General features: G+C 60.7%; 26 protein-coding genes. 9 read left to right on the forward strand and 17 right to left on the reverse strand.

What is annotated here, in order from left to right:
- Positions 1-7 precede the first annotated feature (7 nt).
- Positions 8-412, forward strand: a complete 405-nt coding sequence (locus KTN04_RS08210; protein WP_254262449.1) for a 3D domain-containing protein — start codon at positions 8-10, stop codon at positions 410-412.
- Here the strand turns inward: KTN04_RS08210 and KTN04_RS08215 are convergent, their stop codons facing one another.
- Entirely contained in the window at positions 413-1,174 is a 762-nt protein-coding gene (locus tag KTN04_RS08215; protein WP_217334739.1) for an SDR family NAD(P)-dependent oxidoreductase, read from the reverse strand.
- Entirely contained in the window at positions 1,171-2,514 is a 1,344-nt protein-coding gene (locus KTN04_RS08220) for an ABC1 kinase family protein (RefSeq protein WP_217334740.1), read from the reverse strand. The genes KTN04_RS08215 and KTN04_RS08220 overlap by 4 nt, the downstream gene beginning before the upstream one ends.
- Before the next feature lie 97 nt (positions 2,515-2,611).
- Here KTN04_RS08220 and KTN04_RS08225 point away from each other — a divergent pair, with 97 nt between their 5' ends.
- Together KTN04_RS08225 and KTN04_RS08230 are read left to right on the forward strand one after the other, a co-directional pair.
- Positions 2,612-2,962, forward strand: coding sequence for a YacL family protein (locus KTN04_RS08225; RefSeq protein ID WP_217334741.1), 351 nt, complete (start codon positions 2,612-2,614; stop codon positions 2,960-2,962).
- A gap of 187 nt (positions 2,963-3,149) precedes the next feature.
- The gene (locus KTN04_RS08230; protein ID WP_217334742.1) at positions 3,150-3,626 is read left to right on the forward strand and encodes a peroxiredoxin; all 477 of its coding nucleotides are present in this window, start codon (positions 3,150-3,152) and stop codon (positions 3,624-3,626) included.
- A gap of 69 nt (positions 3,627-3,695) precedes the next feature.
- Here the strand turns inward: KTN04_RS08230 and fghA are convergent, their stop codons facing one another.
- Positions 3,696-4,544, reverse strand: a complete 849-nt coding sequence (gene fghA / locus KTN04_RS08235; protein WP_217334743.1) for an S-formylglutathione hydrolase — start codon at positions 4,542-4,544, stop codon at positions 3,696-3,698.
- A gap of 444 nt (positions 4,545-4,988) precedes the next feature.
- On the reverse strand, positions 4,989-6,104 hold the full coding sequence (locus KTN04_RS08240) for an S-(hydroxymethyl)glutathione dehydrogenase/class III alcohol dehydrogenase (RefSeq protein ID WP_217334744.1): 1,116 nt from the start codon (positions 6,102-6,104) through the stop codon (positions 4,989-4,991).
- Positions 6,105-6,240: 136 nt separating this feature from the next.
- On the opposite strand from KTN04_RS08240, the gene KTN04_RS08245 reads away from it, so the two are divergent.
- Positions 6,241-7,140, forward strand: a complete 900-nt coding sequence (locus KTN04_RS08245; protein ID WP_217334745.1) for a LysR family transcriptional regulator — start codon at positions 6,241-6,243, stop codon at positions 7,138-7,140.
- 72 nt (positions 7,141-7,212) lie between these two features.
- Here the strand turns inward: KTN04_RS08245 and ahpF are convergent, their stop codons facing one another.
- The 3 genes from ahpF to ahpC all read right to left on the reverse strand — a co-directional run bounded on the left by ahpF (position 7,213) and on the right by ahpC (position 9,946).
- Complete coding sequence (ahpF, locus tag KTN04_RS08250) at positions 7,213-8,751, reverse strand: alkyl hydroperoxide reductase subunit F (protein WP_217334746.1); 1,539 nt, start codon at positions 8,749-8,751, stop codon at positions 7,213-7,215.
- A 168-nt stretch (positions 8,752-8,919) separates the two neighbouring features.
- The gene (locus tag KTN04_RS08255) at positions 8,920-9,162 is read right to left on the reverse strand and encodes a DUF2798 domain-containing protein (RefSeq protein WP_328515974.1); all 243 of its coding nucleotides are present in this window, start codon (positions 9,160-9,162) and stop codon (positions 8,920-8,922) included.
- A gap of 226 nt (positions 9,163-9,388) precedes the next feature.
- Positions 9,389-9,946 carry an alkyl hydroperoxide reductase subunit C gene (gene ahpC, locus KTN04_RS08260; RefSeq protein ID WP_456085649.1) on the reverse strand — a complete coding sequence of 186 codons (558 nt, stop codon included), beginning with the start codon at positions 9,944-9,946 and terminating at the stop codon, positions 9,389-9,391.
- Positions 9,947-10,196: 250 nt separating this feature from the next.
- Between ahpC and KTN04_RS08265 the strand changes: the two genes are divergently transcribed.
- The gene (locus KTN04_RS08265; protein ID WP_217334748.1) at positions 10,197-10,814 is read left to right on the forward strand and encodes a class I SAM-dependent methyltransferase; all 618 of its coding nucleotides are present in this window, start codon (positions 10,197-10,199) and stop codon (positions 10,812-10,814) included.
- Positions 10,811-14,125 carry a DUF3427 domain-containing protein gene (locus KTN04_RS08270; RefSeq protein ID WP_217334749.1) on the forward strand — a complete coding sequence of 1,105 codons (3,315 nt, stop codon included), beginning with the start codon at positions 10,811-10,813 and terminating at the stop codon, positions 14,123-14,125. The genes KTN04_RS08265 and KTN04_RS08270 overlap by 4 nt, the downstream gene beginning before the upstream one ends.
- 63 nt (positions 14,126-14,188) lie before the next feature.
- Here the strand turns inward: KTN04_RS08270 and KTN04_RS08275 are convergent, their stop codons facing one another.
- Positions 14,189-14,959, reverse strand: coding sequence for an HNH endonuclease (locus tag KTN04_RS08275; protein WP_217334750.1), 771 nt, complete (start codon positions 14,957-14,959; stop codon positions 14,189-14,191).
- A 376-nt stretch (positions 14,960-15,335) separates the two neighbouring features.
- The gene (locus KTN04_RS08280) at positions 15,336-15,905 is read right to left on the reverse strand and encodes a lysozyme family protein (protein WP_217334751.1); all 570 of its coding nucleotides are present in this window, start codon (positions 15,903-15,905) and stop codon (positions 15,336-15,338) included.
- Positions 15,906-16,060: 155 nt separating this feature from the next.
- Between KTN04_RS08280 and KTN04_RS08285 the strand changes: the two genes are divergently transcribed.
- Positions 16,061-16,198 (forward strand): hypothetical protein, encoded by a 138-nt coding sequence (locus KTN04_RS08285; protein ID WP_217334752.1) that lies wholly within the window; start codon positions 16,061-16,063, stop codon positions 16,196-16,198.
- Between the two features lie 7 nt (positions 16,199-16,205).
- On the opposite strand, the gene KTN04_RS08290 is transcribed toward KTN04_RS08285, so the two are convergent.
- The 5 genes from KTN04_RS08290 to KTN04_RS08310 all read right to left on the reverse strand — a co-directional run bounded on the left by KTN04_RS08290 (position 16,206) and on the right by KTN04_RS08310 (position 20,390).
- Positions 16,206-17,036 (reverse strand): NAD-dependent protein deacetylase, encoded by an 831-nt coding sequence (locus KTN04_RS08290; protein ID WP_217334753.1) that lies wholly within the window; start codon positions 17,034-17,036, stop codon positions 16,206-16,208.
- Positions 17,023-17,943, reverse strand: a complete 921-nt coding sequence (locus KTN04_RS08295; protein ID WP_217334754.1) for a LysR family transcriptional regulator — start codon at positions 17,941-17,943, stop codon at positions 17,023-17,025. The genes KTN04_RS08290 and KTN04_RS08295 overlap by 14 nt, the downstream gene beginning before the upstream one ends.
- A 103-nt stretch (positions 17,944-18,046) precedes the next feature.
- Positions 18,047-18,358, reverse strand: a complete 312-nt coding sequence (locus tag KTN04_RS08300) for a hypothetical protein (RefSeq protein ID WP_217334755.1) — start codon at positions 18,356-18,358, stop codon at positions 18,047-18,049.
- A 12-nt stretch (positions 18,359-18,370) separates the two neighbouring features.
- Positions 18,371-19,696, reverse strand: coding sequence for an NAD(P)/FAD-dependent oxidoreductase (locus tag KTN04_RS08305; protein ID WP_217334756.1), 1,326 nt, complete (start codon positions 19,694-19,696; stop codon positions 18,371-18,373).
- Between the two features lie 181 nt (positions 19,697-19,877).
- Positions 19,878-20,390, reverse strand: coding sequence for a lipocalin family protein (locus tag KTN04_RS08310; protein WP_217334757.1), 513 nt, complete (start codon positions 20,388-20,390; stop codon positions 19,878-19,880).
- A gap of 190 nt (positions 20,391-20,580) precedes the next feature.
- On the opposite strand from KTN04_RS08310, the gene KTN04_RS08315 reads away from it, so the two are divergent.
- Positions 20,581-21,384 (forward strand): DODA-type extradiol aromatic ring-opening family dioxygenase, encoded by an 804-nt coding sequence (locus KTN04_RS08315; RefSeq protein ID WP_217334758.1) that lies wholly within the window; start codon positions 20,581-20,583, stop codon positions 21,382-21,384.
- Between the two features lie 21 nt (positions 21,385-21,405).
- On the opposite strand, the gene KTN04_RS08320 is transcribed toward KTN04_RS08315, so the two are convergent.
- Entirely contained in the window at positions 21,406-22,140 is a 735-nt protein-coding gene (locus tag KTN04_RS08320; RefSeq protein ID WP_217334759.1) for an SIR2 family NAD-dependent protein deacylase, read from the reverse strand.
- A 104-nt stretch (positions 22,141-22,244) separates the two neighbouring features.
- Between KTN04_RS08320 and KTN04_RS08325 the strand changes: the two genes are divergently transcribed.
- Positions 22,245-22,658, forward strand: a complete 414-nt coding sequence (locus KTN04_RS08325) for a hypothetical protein (protein ID WP_217334760.1) — start codon at positions 22,245-22,247, stop codon at positions 22,656-22,658.
- Between the two features lie 44 nt (positions 22,659-22,702).
- Here the strand turns inward: KTN04_RS08325 and bfr (KTN04_RS08330) are convergent, their stop codons facing one another.
- Positions 22,703-23,170 (reverse strand): bacterioferritin, encoded by a 468-nt coding sequence (bfr, locus tag KTN04_RS08330; protein ID WP_217334761.1) that lies wholly within the window; start codon positions 23,168-23,170, stop codon positions 22,703-22,705.
- Between the two features lie 3 nt (positions 23,171-23,173).
- Positions 23,174-23,647, reverse strand: coding sequence for a bacterioferritin (gene bfr / locus KTN04_RS08335; protein WP_217334762.1), 474 nt, complete (start codon positions 23,645-23,647; stop codon positions 23,174-23,176).
- Positions 23,648-23,770: the final 123 nt, after the last annotated feature.

Consider the following 23,770-nt stretch of genomic DNA (forward strand, 5'->3'; position numbering starts at 1 on the left):
AAGGTAAATGAAGGCTTCTTCGTTAAAGTGTCTGTCTCTGGCAGCATCGGTGCTATTAGTCGGCTGTGTGGAAAAGCCCCCGGAGGGGCGCGCCCTGACCGTCAAGGCCAGTGCCTACAATTCACTGGTGGCGCAGACCAATGCCAACCCGACCTTGGCGGCCTGGGGCGATACTCTGAAACCGGGCATGAAGGCGGTGGCGGTATCGCGGGATCTGATCAAGGAAGGGCTGACCCACAACACCCTGATCGAAATCGAGGGCTTGCCAGGTCAGTACCGGGTGCTCGACAAGATGAACAAGCGCTGGACCCGCAAGATCGATATTTACATGGGCAAAGATGTGGATGCGGCCCGTAACTGGGGCGTGCGTGAAGTCGAGATCCGCTGGACGCCGGTTGAAAGCGACATGTGATCAGGGCGTGATACGCTGGCCATCCCAAGCAAACACCTGGCCACTCTGCTCCGGACTGAGGCCATCCACCACCTGCAGCAGCGATTCGGCGGCAAAGGCCGGGGTGAACAGCTTGCCCTCGGGCACCCGCGCCTGAAACGGCTGCGACAGCGGCGTGTCCACGGTGCCCGGATGCAGCCCCGCCACCACCAGCTGCGGCCAGCGCCGCTTGGCTTCGATAGCGGTACAGCGCAGCAGCATGTTCAGCGCCGCCTTGCTGGCGCGGTAACTGTACCAACCGCCCAGGTGATTATCGCCAATACTGCCGACCCGCGCCGACAGTGCGGCAAACACTGCACGTTGATTCCTGGGCAACAGTGGAATCAGGTGCTTGGCCAGCAGCGCCGGCGCCAGGGCGTTGATCTGCATCTGCTGATGAAAGTAGTCCGCATTCAGTGCCCGCCAGCTTTTCTCCGGCGGGTGGCCGTCTGTGTGCAGCAGCCCAGTGGCGACCAGCACCAGCTGTGGCGCGGTGTCTTTGAGCTGCTCGGCGGCCGCGGCCATGCTGGACTCATCGGTCAGATCGATGCTCTCCAGCGTTAGCCGGTCACCCTGTTGTGCCTGCAGCGCTTCGGCGTCCGCCGGTGCCGAGCGGGACAGGGCATGTACTCGCGCCACGCGCTCATCGGCCAGCAGAGCTTCCAGCAGAGCACGGCCGATGCCGCCGCTGGCGCCCACCAGTACAGCCGTGATTGGAGTATCAAACGACGTCAGCAGAGTCATAATTGCTCCCGGTAATGGTTGAAAATGGCATGCACATCCACTCGGGCGCCCAGCCGTGCCGCCAGCATGAACAGTCCGCCCATCTTGCGATGCAGAAAGAGCACATCCGCCGGGGGGGTGTGCCAGGCTTCGGGGTCGCTGCTGATCGCCATGCCGCGTTCGTGGATGCGCTGGGCCAGGTCGGACTGGCCGAAGTCATAGGGGCCGGGCGTGCGCAGCGGCTCGGTGGCTTCCATGAAGATCTCCAGCACCACTTGACGGTTGGCGGCATCATGGCGCTGGCTGAAGAATCCCAGGGTTTCCAGTGCGGCGGCCAACTCGTCAGCGTTGCGGTCGGTCGCGGCGCAGATGGCACGGCCGTAGTGGTGCACGAAGTCGGTCGAGAAGTGGCGCACCGCACCGAAATCCAGCAGCACCAGCCGGTCCTGTTCCAAGTTGTACTGGTAATTGGCCGGGTTGGGGTCGGTCTGCACGCAACGCAGCTGGAACAGTTCACAGAAAAACAGCTCCAGCAGCAGCGCCGGAATATGGTGCTGCAGGTCTGGTTGGCGCTCGGCTGCATGCTCCAGGCTGACGCCGTCGATGAAATCCATGCACAGCATCTGTTCGGTAGACAGTTCGGTGTCCACGCCGGGCAGGGCCAGGGCGTCACGGTGCCGGAAGGCGACCAATGCCTCGGCATAGCCCAGCAGTTGCTGCTGCTCGTGCAGATAATCGGTTTCCAGTCGAAGCTGGTGCTTGGCTTCCTCGACCAGCGCATCGATCTCTAGTTCACGAGGCAGCAGGCCACTCAGGCGCAGCAGGGAGACCACGTTGTCGATATCGCTGTCGATGCTGCGGCGCACGCCGGGGTATTGGATCTTGATCGCCAGCGCGCGCCCGGCATGGGTGCGGCCCTTGTGCACCTGACCGATGGAGGCAGCGGCCACCGGTTCGAAACTGAACTGGGCCAGGCGTTGATCCCAGTCCTCGCCCCAGTTGGCCTCCAGCACGCCGACCAGCTGGGCGGCGGGCATGATCACGGCGTCATCGCGCAGGCGCTCCAGCACCGCGGCCAGCTCCGGTGGCAGCAGGGCGCCGGAGTCCATCGAGATCAGCTGACCCAACTTCATCGCCGCGCCGCGCATCCGCGCCAGCTTGTCGGCCACCTGCTCCAGATTCTTGCGGCTGAGCAGCAGCTCGGACATCACCGGGCGTTCGCCGCGCAGCCAGTGCTTGCCGCTTTCAGTCACCAGATTACCGGCCACGCGACCGGCCAGTCCGGTCAGACTGGCCATGCGGGACAGGCGGCTGCTGGGCACGGCCGCCGCGCGACGGGGTTTGGAGTTGGTGGTGCTCATGGCATCTCCTGGGCGTCCGGCCCTGATCAGGCTGTTGTATTATGTCGAGTTTACGCGCGTGGCGCGCGAATAGATGCATGAGCGGAGACACACCGAGATGGAATATGACTTCAGACGCGATCTCTACGATGAGCCCGAGGCGGTGGTGGAGATGGAGCAGGCGCTCTTTGGGCGCTGGCTGAGCGAGGAGCTGGGCAGCAACCGCAGCGAGGCGCTACGCATTCTGCAGCAGGCCGAACAGCGGCTGAGCGAGCGCCGGGGCCAGTTCGACTGGCACGGCCATGAGCTGAGCCTGCAGCTGGACAGCGAAAGCGCCCGGGTCTGGCCGCAGTCCGAGGGCAATACCGATGAACTGGAGGACGGTTATGGCCTGGCCGACGAGGCCTGCGAGGCAGGGCTGGAAGATTTCATTGGTTTGCTGCAGGGCTGGATCGACTATATTGGTTGAACACTCCGGGCCTGACACGATTGGCCGGGCACCCTTTTCAGTACCCGTATTTTTAGACCCGAATGGCTAGAACCTGTATTTTCAGAACCTGTATTTCTAACACCGGGTGCCGAGTGATAGGCAGGGCGGATAGTGCCCTGCTACAATCCCGAGTAGTTCAGTCAACTATAGCCAGTGGAGAATAAGCATGAGCATTCAGATCGGTGATTCCATTCCCAATGTAGAGCTGCGCGTCATGGGCGCTGAAGGCCCGGAAGCGGTCAATACGGCCGACCTCTTTGCCGGCAAGAAAGTAGTGCTGTTTGCCGTACCGGGTGCCTTCACGCCGGGCTGCTCCATGACCCACCTGCCGGGCTTCGTGGTCAAGGCCGACGAGATCAAGGCCAAGGGCGTGGACAGCATCATCTGCACGTCTGTGAACGATGTGTTCGTGATGGACGCTTGGGGCAAGGCGCAGAACGCCGAAGCGATCACCATGCTGGCGGACGGCATCGGTGAATTTGCCGCCGCCATGGGCCTGGATCAGGACCTGTCCGGCATCCAGTTCGGCAAGCGCAGCCAGCGTTATGCCATGATCGTCAACGACGGCAAGGTCGAACTGCTGAACATCGACGAAAAAGGCATCGACAAGAGCAGCGCCGAGACCATTCTGGCCGCGCTCTAAGCCTTCGCTTTCCGCAGACGAAAAACGCCGATCAGTGTGGTGCTGATCGGCGTTTTTTTGTGGCGGGCTTCAGGCCTTCAGCGCCCTGGCGTGATGGCGCAGGTGGTCTTCGATGAAGCTGGCGATGAAGAAGTAGCTGTGGTCGTACCCTGGCTGCAGGCGCAGTTCCAGCGGGTGACCCGCGGCGTCACAGGCGGCCTGCAGCGCTTCGGGCTTGAGCTGTTCGGCCAGAAAATCATCGGCCTCGCCCTGATCCACCAGAATCGGCAGCTTCTCTGTAGCGCTGGCGATCAGTTCGCAACTGTCCCATGCTTTCCAGCTGTCTCTATCCTCACCCAGATAACCGCTCAGGGCTTTTTCGCCCCAGGGGCAATGGCTCGGGTTGCTGATCGGTGCGAAGGCGGACACCGAGGCGTAACGGCCCGGATTCTTCAGCGCACACATCAATGCACCGTGACCACCCATGGAGTGACCGCTGATGGCACGCTTGTCGGTGACCGGGAAGTGCTGCTCGATCAGCGCGGGCAGTTCAGCCGTCACGTAGTCGTACATCTGGTAATGCGCGGCCCAGGGTGCCTGAGTGGCGTTGACGTAGAACCCGGCGCCGGAGCCGAAATCATAGCTGTCATGCTCGCCGGGCAGGTCGGTGCCGCGCGGGCTGGTATCCGGCGCGACGATGGCGATGCCCAGCTCGGCGGCGATGCGCTGGGCACCGGCCTTCTGCATGAAGTTCTCATCGGTGCAGGTCAGGCCGGACAGCCAGTAGAGTACCGGCACCGGTTGTGTTTGTGCCTGCGGCGGCAGGTAGATGGCAAAGATCATCTCCGTGCCGGTCGCCGTTGAGCGGTGCTTGTAGCGCTTGAGCCAGCCATCGAAGCACTTGTTGCTGGCGATCAGCTCGGGGGCTGTTTGAGACATGCTGTTCTCCTTGGGCTTTTTATGTGGCAGAGGCGGATGGAGCGGATGGGGGCCGTGCTTTGGAGATGACAGGGTAGCTCGACACGCCATAAACCCTTCCCTGGGGGCTCGATGGCGCCATCCATGGCGCCATACGGTCGATCAACCCTGTCATCTCCACGCTGGCACGTTTGGGTGCCAGACGTATAGCCGTTATTTCAACCTTGTACACACGATCTATCGCCGTGCAGTGGTTGTTTTCGCGGCGGCACAGACTGTCCATGGACGGGGTTGCCGCTTATGACTGACCCTCTGCCGCCAGGATCGATAAATGCTCCTGCATTATCGACACTCCCGCCATCCATGGCGGTCGGATAGCGGCAGGGAGCCCCCATGGATGGGTTCACGGCGCGTCAGGCGGAAGCGGCGACCACGGCCGAAGGCACCCTCAGAACCAACCTCGGATTACTGATCGAACAGAATCACCGAGCGGATGCTCTTGCCTTCGTGCATCAGGTCGAACGCCTTGTTGATATCCTCCAGACCCATGGTGTGGGTGATGAACGGATCGATCTCGATCTTGCCGTTCATGTAGTCCTCGACGTAGCCCGGCAGCTGGCTGCGGCCTTTTACGCCACCGAAGGCGGAGCCTTTCCAGACGCGTCCGGTCACCAGCTGGAACGGACGGGTGGAGATCTCTTCACCGGCACCGGCCACACCGATGATGATGGATTCGCCCCAGCCCTTGTGACAGCACTCCAGCGCCGAGCGCATCACCTGTACGTTGCCGATGCACTCGAAGGAGTAGTCCACGCCGCCGTCGGTCATGTCCACGATCACCTGCTGGATCGGATCGGAGTAGTCCTTCGGGTTGACGCAGTCGGTGGCACCGAACTGGCGCGCCATCTCGAACTTGTCTTCGTTGATGTCGATGGCGATGATGCGCTCGGCACCGGCCATGCGGGCACCCTGGATGCAGGACAGGCCGATGCCGCCCAGGCCGAAGATCGCCACAGTGGAGCCCGGCTCAACCTTGGCCGTGTTCAGCACCGCACCGATACCGGTGGTAATGCCGCAACCCAGCAGGCAGACTTTCTCCAGCGGCGCGTCGATCTGGATCTTGGCCAGAGAGATCTCCGGGACCACGGTGTACTCGGAGAAGGTGGACGTGCCCATGTAGTGGTACAGCGTTTTGCCGCCGATGGAGAAACGGCTGGTACCGTCCGGCATCAGGCCCTGGCCCTGGGTGGCGCGCACCGCCTGGCACAGGTTGGTCTTGCCGGACAGGCAGAACTTGCACTTGCCGCACTCGGCGGTGTACAGCGGAATGACGTGATCACCCGGCTTCAGCGTGGTGACGCCGGGGCCGACTTCCTCCACGACACCGGCACCTTCATGACCCAGGATCGACGGGAAGATGCCTTCAGGATCGGCACCGGACAGGGTGAAGGCATCGGTGTGGCAGACGCCGGTGGCGACGATGCGCACCAGCACCTCGCCCGCCTTCGGGCCCTGTACGTCCACTTCTTCAATGGTGAGGGGTTTGCCGGCTTCCCAGGCAACCGCAGCGCGAGATTTCATGGTGTTCTCCTGTTTCGTTGATGGCTGCAGTTTAGTCGCTGGTTGACCGGATGATAATGGCACCAATCGAAAAGTATTTTTGCTCAACAGCAATAATTCTGGCATACAGATTTCGACAGCCAGGGGAGTCGACAGCATGCGGAATTGGGAAGCGGTAGAAGCCTTCGTGGAAGTGGTGCAGCAGGGGAGCTTTTCAGCGGCGGCGCAGAAATTGGGTGTTTCACCCTCGCACGTCAGTCGTCTGGTGGCGCGGCTGGAGGCGGAGCTGAGCACGCCGCTGTTGTACCGTACTACGCGCAAGTTTCGCCTCAGCGAGGCGGGTGAGCATTATTTTCAGCACTGCCGCGACCTGCTGCAGGGCTTTGCCGCCGCCGAAGAGGAGCTGGCCGGTTTTCAGGCCGAACCTTCGGGCACCCTGCGCGTCACCTGTGCCACCACCTTCGGCGAGCGCTTTCTGGCACCGCAGCTGAACGACTTTCTGCTGCAATATCCGAAAATCAGCCTCGATCTGCACCTGACCAACCGCCAGACCGATCTGATCAGTGAGGGCTACGATCTGGCCGTGCGCATGGGCACGCTGAAGGACTCCTCGCTGCTGGCGCGGCGCTTGTGTGATCGGCGTGAATACCTCTGTGCCAGCCCCGACTATCTGCAGCGCCATCCCATGCCCCATACCCTCGCCGAGCTGAGTCGACACAACTGTCTGCTGGGCTCCAACCCCTACTGGCTGTTCAGTGACAACGGTCAGCGCCGGGAGCTCAAGGTGGGCGGCCATTGGCGCTCCAACTCCGGCCCGGCGCTGCTGGACGCCGTCAGCAAGGGGCTGGGGATCGCCCAGCTGCCGGATTACTACGTGGAGCCGGCGCTGGCGCGAGGCGAGCTGGTCGCCATGCTGGAGCAGTATCGCTACCCGTTCAGTGGTGTCTGGCTGGTTTATCCACAGACCCGCCAACGCTCGCCGCGGTTGCAGCTGTTGTGTGATTTTCTGATCGAGCGGTTCAAGACAGGGCTGCCTTGGCAAATGCAGGCCCGGTGAACGCGCACAAAAAAGCCGCCCCGGAGGGCGGCAAGGTCAGCTAGTCGCTGAAGAGAGATAGAGACGGCCTGATCAGTTACGGATCAGGTGGTCGAAGGCGCCCAAGGCGGCGGTGGCGCCGGAGCCCATGGAAATGATGATCTGCTTGTACGGGGTGTTGGTCACGTCACCCGCGGCAAACACACCCGGCATGGAGGTGGCGCCGTGGCCGTCGATGACGATCTCGCCGCGCTCGGTCAGTTCAAGCGTATCCTTCAGCCATTCGCTGTTCGGCACCAGACCGATCTGGACGAAGATACCGGCCACGTCTACCACGTGGGTTTCATCGGTGCGGCGGTCCTTGTATTTCAGACCGATCACCTTGTTGCCGTCACCCAGTACCTCGGTGGTCATCGCCTGCTTGATGATGGTGACGTTGGGCAGGGATTCCGCCTTCTTCACCAGCACATCATCGGCGCGCAGCGTGTCGGAGAACTCCAGTACGGTCACATCTTTGACGAGTCCGGCCAGGTCGATCGCCGCTTCGATGCCGGAGTTGCCGCCACCGATCACCGCCACGCTCTTGCCCTTGAACAGCGGGCCGTCGCAGTGCGGGCAGTAGGCCACGCCCTTGCCGCGGTATTCCTGTTCACCCGGCACGTTCATTTCACGCCAGCGGGCACCGGTCGCCAGAATCACGCTGCGGCTTTTCAGGGTCGCACCGCTGGCCAGTTCCACTTCGATCAGCTCGCCTTTTTTCAGCTTGGTCGCGGCCTGTTCAGTGACTACGTCAACCTCGTACTCCTTGACGTGCTGCTCCAGGCTGGCCACCAGTTTGGGGCCTTCGGTGTAGGGCACGGAAATGAAGTTCTCGATGCCGACGGTATCCATCACCTGGCCGCCGAAGCGCTCGGCCACGACACCGGTACGGATGCCCTTGCGCGCGGCGTAGATCGCGGCGGAGGCACCGGCCGGGCCACCGCCCACCACCAGCACTTCGTAGGGTTCGCGCTCGTTCAGCTCGGCGGCCTTCTTCTCGGCGGCGCCGGTATCAATCTTGTTGACGATCTCGGCCAGTGTCATGCGGCCCTGACCGAAGTGCTCGCCGTTCAGGTACACGGACGGCACGGCCATGATCTGACGCTCATCCACTTCCTGCTGGAACAGGGCACCATCGATCATGGTGTGGCTGATGTTCGGGTTCAGGATCGCCATCAGGTTCAGCGCCTGCACCACGTCCGGGCAGTTCTGGCACGACAGCGAGATGTAGGTTTCGAAGTGGAACTCGCCCTTCAGGTTGCGGATCTGTTCCTGCAGCTCGGCATCGGCCTTGGACGGGTGGCCACCGGCCTGCAACAGCGCCAGTACCAGCGAGGTAAACTCGTGACCCATGGGAATACCGGCAAAGTTGATGCGCGGTGCTTCACCGGCGGCGCCCACGGCCATGCTCGGGGCGCGGCGATCGTTGCCGTCCTTCACGCTGATCTTGGCGGACAGCTCGGCGATCTCGTGGGTCAGATCCGCCAGTTCCTTGGATTTGGCGCTGTCGTTGGTGGTCAGCGTCAGCTCGATCGGGCTGACAATGTTCTGCAGGTAAGCGTTGAGCTGCTGTTTCAGGTTTGCGTCCAACATGATGTGGTTTCCCTCAATGCCAAAAATCAGTCAATTGCTCGAATCACGCACCGCCCGTGGATCTCCTGTTGTGGCGGTCATGTTCATCTCGAATATGGGGCTATCTTAGCGAGGCACAACTAATTCGTGAAATTAATCGTAATTAATAGCCTCATAGTATTTTGCTATTTATTGCGAAGCCGACGACGTGCGGCTGCAGATACGGCTGGCCAGCCGCTGTACCCGTACGGCAAGTATAAAAATCAGGCTGAAGGCGATGGGCCAGGCAATGATAAAGGCCTTGCCCCAGCGGGCCAGAAAGCCATTATCCAGCCCAGTGTTGATCGCGGTAATGACCCCGGTCATCGCCGTGACCATACAGATCGACATCAGCAGCGTCGTCACCAGACGCGTGTAGCGTTGTGGCAGCACATCAGACTCCCGAATAGAAACAGACCATGAAATACGCGAGGCCAGGCCTCGAGCACCCTTTAATACCCGAAAACGGCATCAGTGGATTCCGATGGCGGCAGCCAAGGCAATAATCGGGAACGGGGGAAGCAGAGGGAACAACAAAGGGAGGTTACGCAGCCCCAACGTACAGGGCTGCGCAAATAATCCCGCTGGCCAGTGCCCGCCAGCGGGAAATCGGAACGGTTTAGATCTTGCCAACCAGATCCAGAGACGGTGCCAGAGTGGCTTCGCCTTCTTTCCACTTCGCCGGGCAAACTTCACCCGGGTGAGCCGCTACGTACTGAGCAGCCTTCACCTTGCGCAGCAGGTCGTCAGCGTCACGGCCGATGCCTTCAGCGGTGATTTCAACGGCCTGGATCACACCCTGCGGGTCGATCAGGAAGGTTGCACGGTCTGCCAGGCCCTGGCCTTCACGCATCACACCGAAGTTGTTGGTGATGTTGCCGGTCTGGTCGCCAACCATGTAGTACTTGATCTTAGCGATGGTTTCAGACGCATCGTGCCATGCCTTGTGAGTGAAGTGAGTGTCAGTAGACACGGAGAACACTTCAACGCCCAGCTGCTGCAGTTCTTCGTACTTGTCAGCCACGTCGCCCAGCTCGGTCGGGCATACGAAAGTGAAGTCAGCCGGGTAGAAGAAGAATACGGCCCACTTGCCCTTTACGGTTTCTTCGGTGATTTCAACGAACTCGCCGTTTTTGAACGCAGTTGCCTGGAACGGTTTGATCTCGGTGTTAACGATACCCATGTGTGGAATCTCCTGAAAGTTGGTGTCGTTGCTTGCGAATCTGTGAGCCATCATACACATGAAGGTTTCATGCGTTAAATTGATCATTGCGATTATGCCGATAGCCTTTGACTATTGAAAGCCCTGCCACCCCGTCGTCGCGCTCTGCACGGTACCGGTCTGCGGCCATGGACGCATGGGCATGGGCATGCACTCAGGTATACTCGATGCAGATTGACAGGATGTGACACCGGCAAGGATTGATATGCTGACGCAAACCATCGCACATTACCACCTTCATGCCGCGCGCTACTCGGATCAGTACGACTCGATTGCGGCCGCCTCCGTTCACGCCGGCTGGGCCGAATGGCTGGCTGAACATCCTGCGGGCCGAGCGCTGGACGTGGGGGCCGGCAGTGGCCGTGATGCCGCCTGGCTGGCGCAACAGGGCTGGCAGGTGACGGCGATAGAACCGGCCCGGGCGTTGCGTGAACATGGTCAGCGCATGACCGGCGATACCGTCCATTGGATCGAGGCGCAACTGCCGGCGCTGGACGGCGTGCTGGATCAGGAGACGCCCTTCGATCTCATTCTGTTGTCAGCCGTGTGGATGCACCTGCCTGCCGTCCAGCGCCCCCGCGCCATGCGATGCCTGGCTGAATATTTGGCCCCGAAGGGCCTGATGGTCATTACCCTTCGGTTCGGACCATCCGACCCCGAACGCCCCATATACCCGGTCAGTACCCTGGAACTGTCACAGCTGGCAGCCCAGCAGGGGTTGGTCGCAACCCTGGTGGACGACGCCGACACCGCAGACCAGTTGCAACGAACGGATATTCACTGGCAGACCGTCTGCATCCGGCACCGGAGTGCCGCTCGATGAGTGCCAGGCCTCACTTGCTCACCGGCGGTGACAACCGACAACTGTTACCGGCGCTGCGCCGGGCACTGACTCATGCCACCGAGATCGAGATTGCCGTCTCATTTATCCGCTCCACGGGGCTGGAGCTAATCTTCGGTGATCTGGAGGCGGCGCTGCTGTCCGACAGTCGGCAGGTGCGTCTGACGCTATTGACCAGTGACTACCTGTGCATCACCGACCCCCAGGCATTGAAAAAATTGATGCTGTTAGCCGAACGGGGCGCTGATATTCGCGTCTTCGAGACCGGGCCGGGCGACAGTTTTCATCTCAAGGCCTATATCTTCGTGCGTTCTCAGCAGGGCGAGATGATGAGCGCCGATGCTTTTGTCGGTTCCAGCAATATCAGCGCCAAGGCGCTCACCGATGGACTGGAGTGGAACTACCACCTCGACTATCCCAACGAAGCGGATTCTCTGGCGGGGCAACGGCTGGCCGAAGTGCGGCAACAGTTTCAGCAGTTGTTGCAGCAACCCCAGGTGCAACCGCTGTCGCATGATTGGATCGATGCCTACCAGCAGCGTTATCAACAGGCGCGCAAGGTCGTGTCCATTCACACCGCCCAAGTGGATGCTCAGGAACCGGAGCCGGAGATTCCCACACCCAAACCGCATCAGCAGGCAGCCTTGACGGCCCTGGCCAGCACCCGCGAACGAGGCTTTCGCAAGGGCGTTGTGGTGTTGGCCACCGGCATGGGCAAAACCTATCTGGCCGCCTTCGATGCGGCTCAGTGTGAGGCCTCGCGGGTGTTGTTCGTGGCGCACCGTGAAGAGATTCTGTTACAGGCCGAGGCCAGCTTTCTGGCCATTTTGCCGCACAAGCGGGTCGGGCGTTACACCGGCAAACAGAAGGATGACGCCTGTGACCTGCTGTTCGCTTCGGTGCAGACACTGGGACGCAGCGCACATCTGGAACGTTTCAACCGCGACAGTTTCGATTACATCGTGGTGGATGAATTTCATCATGCCGCCGCCGGCAGCTATCAACGTCTGCTGGAGTACTTTCAGCCCCGTTTCCTGCTCGGCCTGACGGCGACGCCCGACCGCACCGATGGCTCCGACATTCTGCGTCTGTGTGACCACAACCTGGTGTACCGCCGCGATCTGTTTGACGGTATCAATGATCAGCAGCTGTGTCCCTTCAGCTATTACGGCATCTTCGACAGCGAAGTGGATTACACCCATATCCCCTGGCGCAATGGCCGCTTTGACCCGGACAAGTTATCCACACAACTGGCTACCCGGGGCCGTGCCCGCCATGCGCTGAAAGAGTGGCAAGACAGGGCACAGACGCGCACTCTGGCCTTTTGTGCGTCCCGTAAGCACGCCGATTATATGGCAACCGCCTTCATCAAGGCCGGTGTCCGGGCTGCCAGTATTCACACCGAATCTGACCTGACTCGCTCCGAAGCACTGGAGCAGCTGGAACAAGGCCAGGTGCAGATCCTGTTCTCGGTCGACCTGTTCAATGAAGGCGTTGACCTGCCACACATCGATACCGTGATGATGCTGCGCCCCACCGAATCGAAAATTCTGTTCCTGCAGCAATTGGGCCGCGGCCTGCGCCTGAGTCCCGACAAGGAACGATTGGTGGTGCTGGATTTTGTCGGCAACCATCACAGCTTCCTGAATCGTCCCGAGATGCTGTTTGGCGCGGCCTTTGAGCACAAGCCCACACGCCAACAATTGATCGCCACCGCCAAGCAGCCTGACGACCTGCTGCCGGAGGGTTGCTATGTCAACTACGACCTGGGCTTTATCGACTTTCTGGATAGCCTGGTGGGGGATCAGCTGGATGCCCAGTACGCCAAGCTGAAACAAAGCCTCAAACGCCGACCTACGCTGACCGAGTTCTGGCACAGCGGCGCCAACCTGAACAAACTGCGCCGCAACTACGGCTGCTGGTGGGAGTTTGTTGACGAGCAGGGCGATGCGAGTGCCGATGAACTGCGGGTACTGGAACAACATGCCCAGTGGTTCCGTGACCTGAGCCTCACCAAAACCTCCAAATCCTACAAGCTGGTGCTGCTGCAGACCCTGCTGGAGCAACAGGCGATCAGCCGTTCCGTCACGTTGCAGCAGCTTTCCCGCTGGGCCAAAGACTGGTTCATGCAACATCCGCACTGGCAGGCTGATTTGCCACAGAGTCTGCAGCCGTTGGATCAGGTCAGTGACAATCAATGGCTGAGCCACTGGCGCAAAATGCCGATTCATCACTGGTGTACCCCGGAACAGGGCTCGAACATCAAGTGGTTTGCCCAAGACGACCTGAATTTCCACTACCGGCACATGCCTATTGCCGCTGACCTGCCCAGCTTCAATGCCATGACTGACGAGATACTGGCGTGGCGACTGGATCATTACGCACAGAGCAAACTGTCTGGCCAACAACCTGCAGTGCACGCTATCCCGCCAATCGCGGCAACCGAAGCGGTTACCCTGCTGCCGTTCTTTCCCAATATCAAAATTGCTTGTGGCCACTTCAAAACCGGCCACGCCGATGTGGAAGAACAATTGCCGGCACCCGCTGGCTTTGGCCAGCTATCCCCTGAGCGTCACTTTATCGCCCGTGCTTCCGGCAACTCGATGAACGGCGGCAAAACCCCGATTCACGATGGCGACTACCTGCTGCTGGAACAGGTCACACCCAATAGCGCCGGCAGCATCAGTGGCCAAACCATGGCGATCGAACGCCAGGACGCCGCCGGTGATAACCAGTATTTGCTGCGTAGGGTGCTAAAAAACAAAGATGGCAGCTACACACTGAGGGCCAACAACCCGGATTACGAAGACCTGATCGCTGACGAGAGCATGGTGACGTTTGCGCGGTTTAAGGGAAAAGTGGATCCGCTGGCGCTGATGGTGGGTCAGCATTTCATGCGTGAAGAGATTCCGCCGTTGTTTGGCGCTACGTTCAATCCTGGGAACTGGCAATCCGGCCATGTGGTATTAAAAGATCCACATGTGCAGATTTTGCTGGTGACCCTGAATAAACAGGGTAAAGCCAGTAACCAGCAGTACCATGACTATTTCATGGATGCCGAACATTTCCATTGGCAATCACAAAACAGTACCAGCCCCGACAGCAAACGCGGCCGTGAAATCATTCAACACCAACAGCTTGGCAGCCGCGTTTACCTATTTGTGCGCGAGCATAAATTGAGTAACGGCAAAGCGGCGCCGTTTCTATTTTACGGTGAGGTGAAGTATGTGTGTCATGAAAACAGCAAGCCGATGAGTGTGGTGTGGCAGTTGGATCGGCCTGTTGGGAAGTGAGTGACTAGGGCGGAGATTGGCCCAAAGCCGCTTTTCGTGCCCCACCATATTCAATCAACACACCTAGCCCAAAAACACCTTTTCCCTGTGTCGTTGCATCAGTAGTGGATCGGGGCGGAACTTTTCCGGCAATTCTATTGGGCGGCCTTCCACATTTTGAAAAAGGTGCTGCATCGCTTCCGAAGGCTGTTTCAGCGGTTGTGATAGCACCACGCGCCAGTCTTCATCCAGAGTGATCAGGCCCTGATCAAAGGCGCGGTCGTGGAGTGCTGAAAGGCAGAGACCATTGCTGGGATTGAGACGGTTGGCTGTGTCTTGGCTCCAGGGAACGATGTGGCTGGCGATCAGCAGTTTGGGTTCGGCTAGACCGGTGATGCAGCAGCGCTGTTGATAACTCGATAAAACGGCGCGGCGGAAAAAGGCTTGTTTGATCCGTTGCTGTACCACCTGGCTACGAGTATTGCCGCTGAAATCCCCTTCCGCTGGCTGGGTTGTGGGTGGTACCGGTGGCTGGCCGCCCAGCGTGGCGCGGATGCGTTCGCTTTCCAGCACCAGTCCTTCCCAGTCGGCATGAAATTCATCCCAAATTGCGCGATCCAGCTTGGAGGCGCCACTTAAGCCGGTCCGGCCTGAGGCGGTAATGGCCGGGTCGAGGCTGGCCAGATTGCATAGTTTCATGGCGACGGAGTTGGCGCTGCGCCCCATCAGTTGGGCCAGTGCAATGATGTCCGGGTTGTTCCGGTGCAGGCGACCGAAGGGGAGTTGGCAGTACAGATGAAATGCCAGTTTTACGTCTTCGGCGGTCCAGGGTGTGCGAGGTATGGGCTGGCTCATGGGCATGCGTCCTTATGCTATGGGTGTGACTCTAGCGGTTGGGGCGGGATCTGTCATGCGGTACGGTAGTTATGCACAGCTGCAATTTTAGCCAGAGCTGTGCATATCTTTTATATTGTCGCCAAGTTGAATTTTTTATAGATCCCCAGCCTGTGAAAAACTATCCCCAGAACCCTTGAATACTTCTGTGGAAAAGCTTCGGGCAACTCGTCCATAGGTATGCTTGGGGCCCTTGCAGGCTGGGGCTTTAAAAACTGGTTACTTATTGTTCGATCCCCTGAATAACGTCAGGCGCTGATGCTGTTTATATCTTTTATGCACAGGTTTAGAGTTGTGGGTATCCATGTGGCTACCTGTGTGAATTCCTGTGATTAATTTATCCACTGAGCAAATCCTGTACATGCTGATTACGGGCTTCGCTGATGCCGCGGCGGTGGCTTTCGCGGGCGGCGGCGGGCCAGTCGCCGTTGCGAATGTGTCGGTTGAAGCGGGGAAAGCCATGTTGCAGCTTGGGCAGGCCCAGGTTGAAAATCATGTCGAACAGGGCCAGCTGAACACGCTCCGGCATGGCGCTGAAATGGGCACGGCCATAGAGGCCGCCCAGTTCCTGATGAAAGCCGGCGATATGGCGTTGGGTCAGGTTGTCGATCTCGGGGTCGGGCAGGTCGAGGCGGGTGTGGGCGGCAAAACTGGAGGCGCCGTAGCGTTGGCCGTAGGGGCGGGTGGCGAGCTTGCGGTACTCCGCACGGATGGTGTCGGCGCTGGCAGGCAGGCCGCTGTCGCGGTGGACAAGGGGCAGTGCCAGGGCGTCGTGTTCGCTGGTCAGCAGGTGGCCGACGCCAATGGTGATAAAACCACGGGTATCGCGGTACATGTGGGCAATGCGGCCTTCCTGCTGTTCCAGCTGGAGCAGCAGTTGGTCAATGAAGGGCAGGGGCGGGTGCATGTGAAGGCTCCTTTTCAAGTGCGGCGGACGGATTCCGTGTCGGCCTTGATTGTTTAAATCAATCAGATTGAGTTAAAAGATAAATTTCAACAAACAATCTGTGCTGGTTAAGCTGATTCCATCGTTAACAGGACAGATAGTAAGGAAGATTCATCATGACACATGTTGCCCGTTATATCGTCGATTCAGCCGCCGCTTCCCGTCCGGTACAGACCGCCGCTGCCGACTGCCCGCAGTGCAACTACAGCAACAACTACTACGGCGATCAGGTGTGCTGTCCGCAACGGCGCTGAAACCCGTTCAGCGTGCCAGCTGCGTGAGCGTGTCGGTGAGGACCGGGCCGATGGGAGCGTCGAGCTTGAGGCTCAGCAGCTCGTCGGCGCGGGTCTTGCCCAGGGTCAGGGCGGCGATGGGCTTGTGCCATTCGTGGGCGCGGCGGCAGAAGCGAAAGCCCGAATACACCATTAATGACGAGCCGATCACCAGCAGGCCGTCGGCCTGTTGCAGGGCATCGAGGGCATTCAGTACCCGCTGTTTGGGGACGTTATCGCCAAAGAAGACGACATCCGGTTTCAGGATGCCACCACAGTGGGGGCAGTCGGGGATGTGAAAGCTGCTGAAGTCCACTTCCAGGTCGGCGTCGCCGTCCGGGGCGGTGGTGGCGCGATAACGGGTGAAGTCGGGGTTTAGTTCGGCGCTGCGCTGATGTACTTCATCGCGGCTGCAGTAAAAGTCGCAGTGCATGCAGATGACGCGGTCGGAGCGGCCGTGCAGGTCGATGACGCGGGTGTTGCCCGCACGCTGGTGCAGGCCATCCACGTTTTGTGTCACCAGCAGGTCGATGTGGCCCTGTGCTTCCAGCCGGGCCAGGGCTGCGTGGGCCGGGTTGGGACGGGCGTCGCGCATCACCGGCCAGCCCACCAGGCTGCGCCCCCAGTAACGCTTGCGGGTATGTTCGCAGCGCATGAAGTCGGGGTGCTGCACCGGCTGCTTGCGTTTCCAGTCACCATTGGCATCGCGGTAGTCGGGGATACCCGAATCGGTGCTGATACCGGCGCCGGTCAGCACCAGCAGGCGCGGGTGTTGGTGGATGAAGGCGTGCAAGGCGTGGGCGGGGTCAGTCGGCAGCATGGTGATCCGGTCGCGGTGTCAGGGTGTTGTGGGTACGGGCCAGCTCGACAAAGGCGTGCAGGTAATCCGTGTTGATATCGTCTTTACGCAGGCCGAGAAAAATCTGTTTATCGACCCCCTTGGGGCCGAGTCGCAACGGGTGCAGCGGCAAGCGTTGTTGGTACTCACTGACCAGCCAGCCCGGCAATGCCGCGACACCTCGGCCCGCGGCCACCATCTGCAGCATGATGTCGGTGGTCTCGATCTGCTTGTGACGACGCGGGCTGCAGCCGGCGGGGGTGAGGAAGCGGTTGAAGATATCCAGCCGGTCCGGTTCCACCGGATAGGTGATCAGGGTGTCCTGGCTGAGTTGATCCGGCTCGACCTGCAGCTGGCCCTGCAGGGGGTGTTCGGGGCCGACCACCAGCACCTGTTCATAGTCGAACACCGGCTCAAAGATCAGACCGCTGCGCAGCAGAGGGTCCGGGGTGACCAACAGGTCGATCTCGTGGCCGTAGAGCGCGCCCATGCCGCCGAACTGGAACTTCTGGCGCACGTCCACGTCCACATCTGGCCACTGCTGCAAGTAAGGGTTCACTACCTTCAGAAGCCACTGATAGCAGGGGTGGCACTCCATACCGATGCGCAGGGTACCGCGCTGACCGCTGGCAAACTGCTGCATCAGGGCCTCGGCATGCTCAAATTGGGGCAGCAGCCGTTCGGCCAGGCGCAGCAGGTACTCGCCGGCCTGCGTCAGGCGCAGACGGCGACCTTCCTTTTGCCATACCGGGGTGCCCAGTTGCTGCTCCAGTTTGCGGATGGAGTGGCTCAGGGCGGACTGGGTGAGGCAGAGGGTATCGGCGGCGGCGGTCAGTGAACCTTGCTGGTTCACGGCGCGCAGAATCATCAGGTGGTGGCGGTCGAGCATCGAAACAATCCGTCAAGCAGGGGGCGTGGCCTAATTCTGGCGCATTGCCCGCTGCTTTGACAGCGAGAAGGCCCCGTTGATGAGGGGCCTTGGAAGTAGTGTTTTAGCGACTGCGCCAGACCGGGGCCAGCAGCAGCCAGACATAAAGTGCCACGCCGATGCCGATACCGGCCAGTGCGGTCCAGTCGGTGGTCGTGACGACATAGGCCAGTTGCGAACCGGTGAGTACGGGAGCGGCCAGGGCGGCAGCGATACCGGCGATCAGGCTCAGTGGCAGGAGCAGAGAGGAGCGTTCGCCCCGGCGGCCCCGGCCGATCATCCAGGCTGCCGCCAGCAGGATCAGGGCCATGATGATCAGCATCAGGTAGGGCTTGAGGGTATAGAACATGACGACAAGAATCTGTTCGATGGACATGAGTCGGTCTCCTTATACCCGGCCGTTGAGCATGGCGTAGTACGCCGGTTGCAGCATTTTTTCCTTCATCACCCACACCGCCCATGACTCTTCCGTGGGGCTGATGAACGGGAAGGAGGGCATGAGCTTGCCTTCATAGCCGAACTCGGCCAGCACGGCGCGGCCGATGCTGGTGATCAACGGGCAGGAGGTATAGCCGTTGTAGCGCGCCTGCAGCGGCTGTCCGGCCAGGTAGGCGAGGATGTTCTCCTCCAGCACCGGCGCCTGCTTTTTCACGCTGGCGGCGGTTTTGCCGAAGGGCGTGCCGATCACATCGCCGATGCCGAACACCTCGGGGTAACGGCGATGTTGCAGGCTGTACTGATCGACCTCCAGCCACTGCTGCGCCATGCCGCCTTCCTGCCAGGCCAGCTCGCTGTGGCGCACCACATCCGGCGCGCTCATGGGCGGTACCACATGGATAAAGTCATAGTCTTCGCGTTCGGTTTCACCGCTGGCGTGGCTGAACAGCGCGGTGCGCGCTTCGGCATCGATACCCACCAGGCGGCGTTCGTCTTGCAGGCCGACCTGCTGTTCCTGCCAACGCTTGAGCACAAAGTCGTTGTAGACCGGCACCGAGAACACCTTGTTCTTGAACGGTGTGAAGAAGTCCACCTGGAAGCGATCGCGCTGCCTGCTGTTTTCCAGACGGCTCAGGGTAGTGAAGGTCATCTTCAGCGGGGCACCGGCGCACTTGAGCGGCGTGTGCGGCAGGGTAAACAGGGCTCGTCCTTCACCCTTGGCGATCAGCGCTTCGATGGCGGTGTTGGTGGCACGTGCGGCTTCCGGTCCGGCGTAGACGCTGCCAATCCCCTGTCGGCCGATCAGCTCCGGCGTCATGCCGTCGATCTCCTGATAGTTGAGCTGACAGCCGGTGGCGATCACCAGCAGGTCGTACTCCTGGGTGCTGCCATCGCTGAGACTGACCTTGCGGTTATCCGGGTCGAACGCGGTGGCATCTGCTTCGATCCAGCGGACATCGGACGGGATCCAGTCGGATGTGGGTGTGATCACCTGATCCATCGACCACAATCCGGACGCCACCAACGTCAGGCCCGGCTGATATAGATGCCGCGGACGCTGGCCTGCCAGAGTAATACGCGCCCCCTGCAGTGAATGCTGCAACCGACTGGCAATGGCCAGACCGGCCGCGCCACCGCCGATGATCAGAATGCGGGCGTTGGTGGATTGACGAGCCAGTGCCCGGCTTACGGGCAGCGCCGACAACATGCCGGCACCGGCACCCAGCTTGAGCAGACGGCGGCGTGACAGGCTGACGGAATCAGGGAAATGCGACATGGGGCGTCTCCGGTGCCTATATTAGAAATTTTTAATTAATTGTAGCCTAAAGTAACCGGGAGACAGGTGTGGCAGATTGACGCAGAGCAGTTGATGGGCGGGTTGCAGACGTTTGGTTAGCAGGGAGCAATTGGAGCCGCTGGGCGCGTCCACCGTCCAGGTGGACGCCCTGACTGAGTGTTCAGTGTTCCATAAAAATCAGCTCATCCACCGGATACCCGGCGTCACGGGCCTGGGCAATCAGTGTATCCAGCGTTTCCTGTTCCAGTTCAGGTGTGCGGGACAGGATCCACAGGTAGTCTCGGTCCGGGCCGCTGACCAGTGAGTACTGGTAGTCCTCGTGGTCCAGCGCCATGACCACGTAGGCGCCGTAGAAGGGACCGAAGAAGGACACCTTCAGGTAACCGGTATCACTCTCCTCAACGAAATACGCCTTGCCCTCAGCCTCGCGCCATTCGCCCTTGGCGGCGTCGTAGCCCCGGTTGATCACCTTCACCCCGCCATCCTCTCTCAGGCTGTACTGCGCCTGGACCTGGCTCAGGCCACGCTCGAAGGCGTGGTCCAGCCGGGCAATCTCGTACCAGGTGCCCAGGTAGCGGTCGAGTTCGAAGTTCTGCACCGGCTCCACCCGGTCGGGCAGGCTGGTACAGGCACTCAGGGTCAGCAGCATCAGACCAAGCAAAAGGGTGCGCATGGGGTATCTCCTTGAATCAGGCGGAAGGTTTTAGCATAGCAACGGATACGCACTGGCGGCGAAACGGAGCAGCGGCCCGGGCACATAGCAGAATTTCTGATCAAAAGGATCGTCCCGGCAGGATTGAAGCCGGGCACGGGCTGTATGAACATGGTTGAACGTTCACGACTGATTGCACCGGAGACCGCTGATGCCTGCCACTCAACCCACGCTGTTCATTCCCCACGGCGCTGGCCCCTGCTTCTTTATGGACTGGCCACCGGCTGGAACTTGGGATGCCATGGAGGCCTATCTGCGCGGCATTGCCGCGACCCTGCCCGAGCGCCCCAGGGCCCTGCTGGTGGTGACTTCGCACTGGCAGGATGCGGCCTTTCGCGTGTCCACGGCGGCGCAGCCGGAGCTGGTGTTCGACTACTACGGTTTCCCGGCCCATACCTATGAGCTGAGCTACCCCGCACCGGGCGAGCCGGTGCTGGCGCAACAGGTGGTGGAGCGGCTGCAGGCCGCGGGGCTGGACGCGGTGGCGGATGCCGAACGCGGTTTCGACCACGGTACCTTCATTCCGCTGATGCTGATGTTCCCCGACGCCGAGATTCCGGTGGTGCAGATGTCGCTGCGCCGGGATCTGGACCCGGCTGCCCATCTGCAGGCCGGTGCAGCGCTGGCGGCGCTGCGCGAGCAGGGCGTGCTGATCATCGGCAGCGGCATGAGCTTTCACAACATGCGGGCCGGGGGTGATCCGCGCTTTGTCCCGATCGCCGAAGACTTTGACAACTGGCTCAATGCAGCGGTGGGCGCCGAGCCGGAACAGTGCCGGGTGGCGCTGAAGACGTGGGAACAGGCCCCTCATGCGCGCCTGTGCCATCCGCCCCGCGCCGAGGAGCACCTGCTGCCATTGATGGTGGCTGCCGGCGCGGCCGGGCAGGATCGCGGACGCCAGACCTACCGGGAGCGGATCAACGGCATTACTCTGTCGGGGTATCAGTTCGGCTAAGCGTTCAGCCGGGGCGGTGATTCAGCCCAGCCACTCCTCGATCCATGCCAGTACCGGCGAGCCCGCGCTCAGCGCCTCCACCGCGCCCATGCGGACGTGCTCGGTGTAGGGTTTGAGGCCGCGGCCCAGCAGGCGCTCATAGGGGCAGGTATCGGAGGGGTCCACGTAGAGGATCCTGGCTTCACCTTCGCTGCCCTGATAGGCCTGCAGGCAGAACTGCACCACCGATTCGCTGCTGCCGATCACCAGCACCAGATCATGGCGGCTGAGCGAGTTCATCAGCTCGAACAGATCCTGATACACCGGCGCCACCTCGCCGAAGAACACCACGTTGGGTTTGAAATGGGGCGGGTGGGCGGCGTGGTCGAAGGCGTCGTAGCCGATGGGCTCGATGCGGTCCTCGGCCAGGTTGACCAGCTCCAGTAGGTTGCCGTGGATGTGCTCCACCGCCGGACTGCCGGCACGCTCGTGCAGATCATCCACGTTGGTGGTCATCAGCCGCACACGCTCGCCGTGGTGCCGCTGCAGCCGGGCAATGGCGCGGTGCGCGGCGTTGGGCTCCACCCCCTGCAGCGCTGTGCGGCGGGCATTGTAAAACTCATGCACCAGGTCGTAGTTCTGCTCGAAGGTGTCGATGTTGCACACATCCTCGATGCGATGGTTGTGCCAGAGGCCGTCCGGCCCGGTACGAAAGGTGGGGACACCGGACTCGGCCGAGATGCCGGCTCCGGTAAAGATAATCAGGCGCTTGTTCATGTGTCATCCAAGGGTATTCAATCACTGGCCACAGTGTAGCGGCGGCGACGCAGCGCGTCAGCTCGGGCTGGTATACTGTGGTGATGACTTGAGGAGGAGGGCATATGTTGTCACTGACCCCGGAGCCGTTGACCGCCGATAACCTGATCGATCAGCTGGAAATGCTGGGCGGCATGGCGGTGATGCAGCGGCAGGTGTTGCAGTATTCGCGTCTGGAGCATCACTTTGCCTTTTGTCGCCTGTCACCGGCGGCGTTGCAGCAGCGGCTGGATGAGGCCGGAGAGGTAAGCGGGGAGATGCGCACGCTGATGGTCGATGCCGGTGTCGCGGCGGACGAGGCCCGCCACTGGCATGTCCTGGCAACGGCACGAGGGCTCGAATACCGGGCGGTGTCTGATGCAGAGGCGGCCTTTGAAGCGCACCTGGCGGCCGTGCTGGGCGGTCGGTATCAGCGTGTCCTCATCGCCCTGCGCTTGAGCGACACCCGCGACCTGGTGTTCAGCGACTATCTCGTCTGACCCCGGAGCCGGTGGGCGGATACCCGCCCCGGGCGACGAACGGATTACATCTGCGACTGCAGATAGTTTTGCAATCCCACACGGTTGATCAGCCCCAGCTGCTTTTCCAGCCAGTAGGCATGATCTTCCTCGGTGTCTTCCAGCTGCTGGCGCAGCATGGCGCGGGTCTGGTAATCCTGCTCCTGTTCACACAGGGCGATCACCTGCTTGAGATTGTGCGCCACCTGGTACTCGGTGTTGAGATCGTTCTGCAGCATGTCCGGTACGTCCTTGCCCACATGAATGGGATCGCGTTGGGTCATGTCCGGGGTGCCGCCGAGAAACAGAATGCGCTCGATCATCAGCTTGGCATGCGCCTTTTCATCGTCAAATTCGTGGGCGATGCGCTCATGCAGCTTGTTCAGACCCCAGTCGGCGTACATCTCGGCGTGGATGAAGTACTGGTCCATGGCGGCCAGCTCACCGGCCAGCAGCTTGTTGAGGGCGTCGATGACTTTCGGGTTGCCGTGCATGGTTCAATCCTCTTCGATGGCTGACTGCAGGTAGTGCTGGATGCCGATTTCCTGAATCAGGTGCTGTTGGGTTTCGATCCAGTCCAGGTGTGCCTCTTCCTGTTCCAGAATGTCCACCAGCAGGGCGCGGCTGACATAGTCCTGGCCGGCTTCGCACTGGGCAATGACATCACGCAGCAGGCTGAGCTGTTCCAATTCCAGGCTCATGTCACCCTGCAGCATCTCTTCGGTATCTTCACCGATGCGCAGGCGGTCGAGCTGTTGCAGGTTGGGCAGGCCTTCCAGAAACAGGATGCGCTCGATCAGCCGGTCGGCCTGTTTCATGTCCAGGATCGATTTCTTGTAGGCCTTGTGATTGAGCTTTTCCAGTCCCCAGTTCTTGAAGATGCGGGCGTGCAGGAAATACTGGTTGATGGAGGTGAGTTCCAGGGTCAGCACCCTGTTCAGCTGCTGCACCAGTGCCTGATCGTGTTTCATCCGGGTCCCCCTTGGCAGGCGGTCGATGTGCCTGAGCGTATGCATGTTTAATCGTTCCCAGTGTAGTGGTTGCGGCATGGGCATGCACGTCGAGAAAAAATCGCAGCACGCTGTTGCAAATAA

Origin of the sequence: Marinobacterium weihaiense (assembly GCF_019061305.1) — a bacterium.
In the GTDB taxonomy this organism is placed as follows: domain Bacteria; phylum Pseudomonadota; class Gammaproteobacteria; order Pseudomonadales; family Balneatricaceae; genus Marinobacterium; species Marinobacterium weihaiense.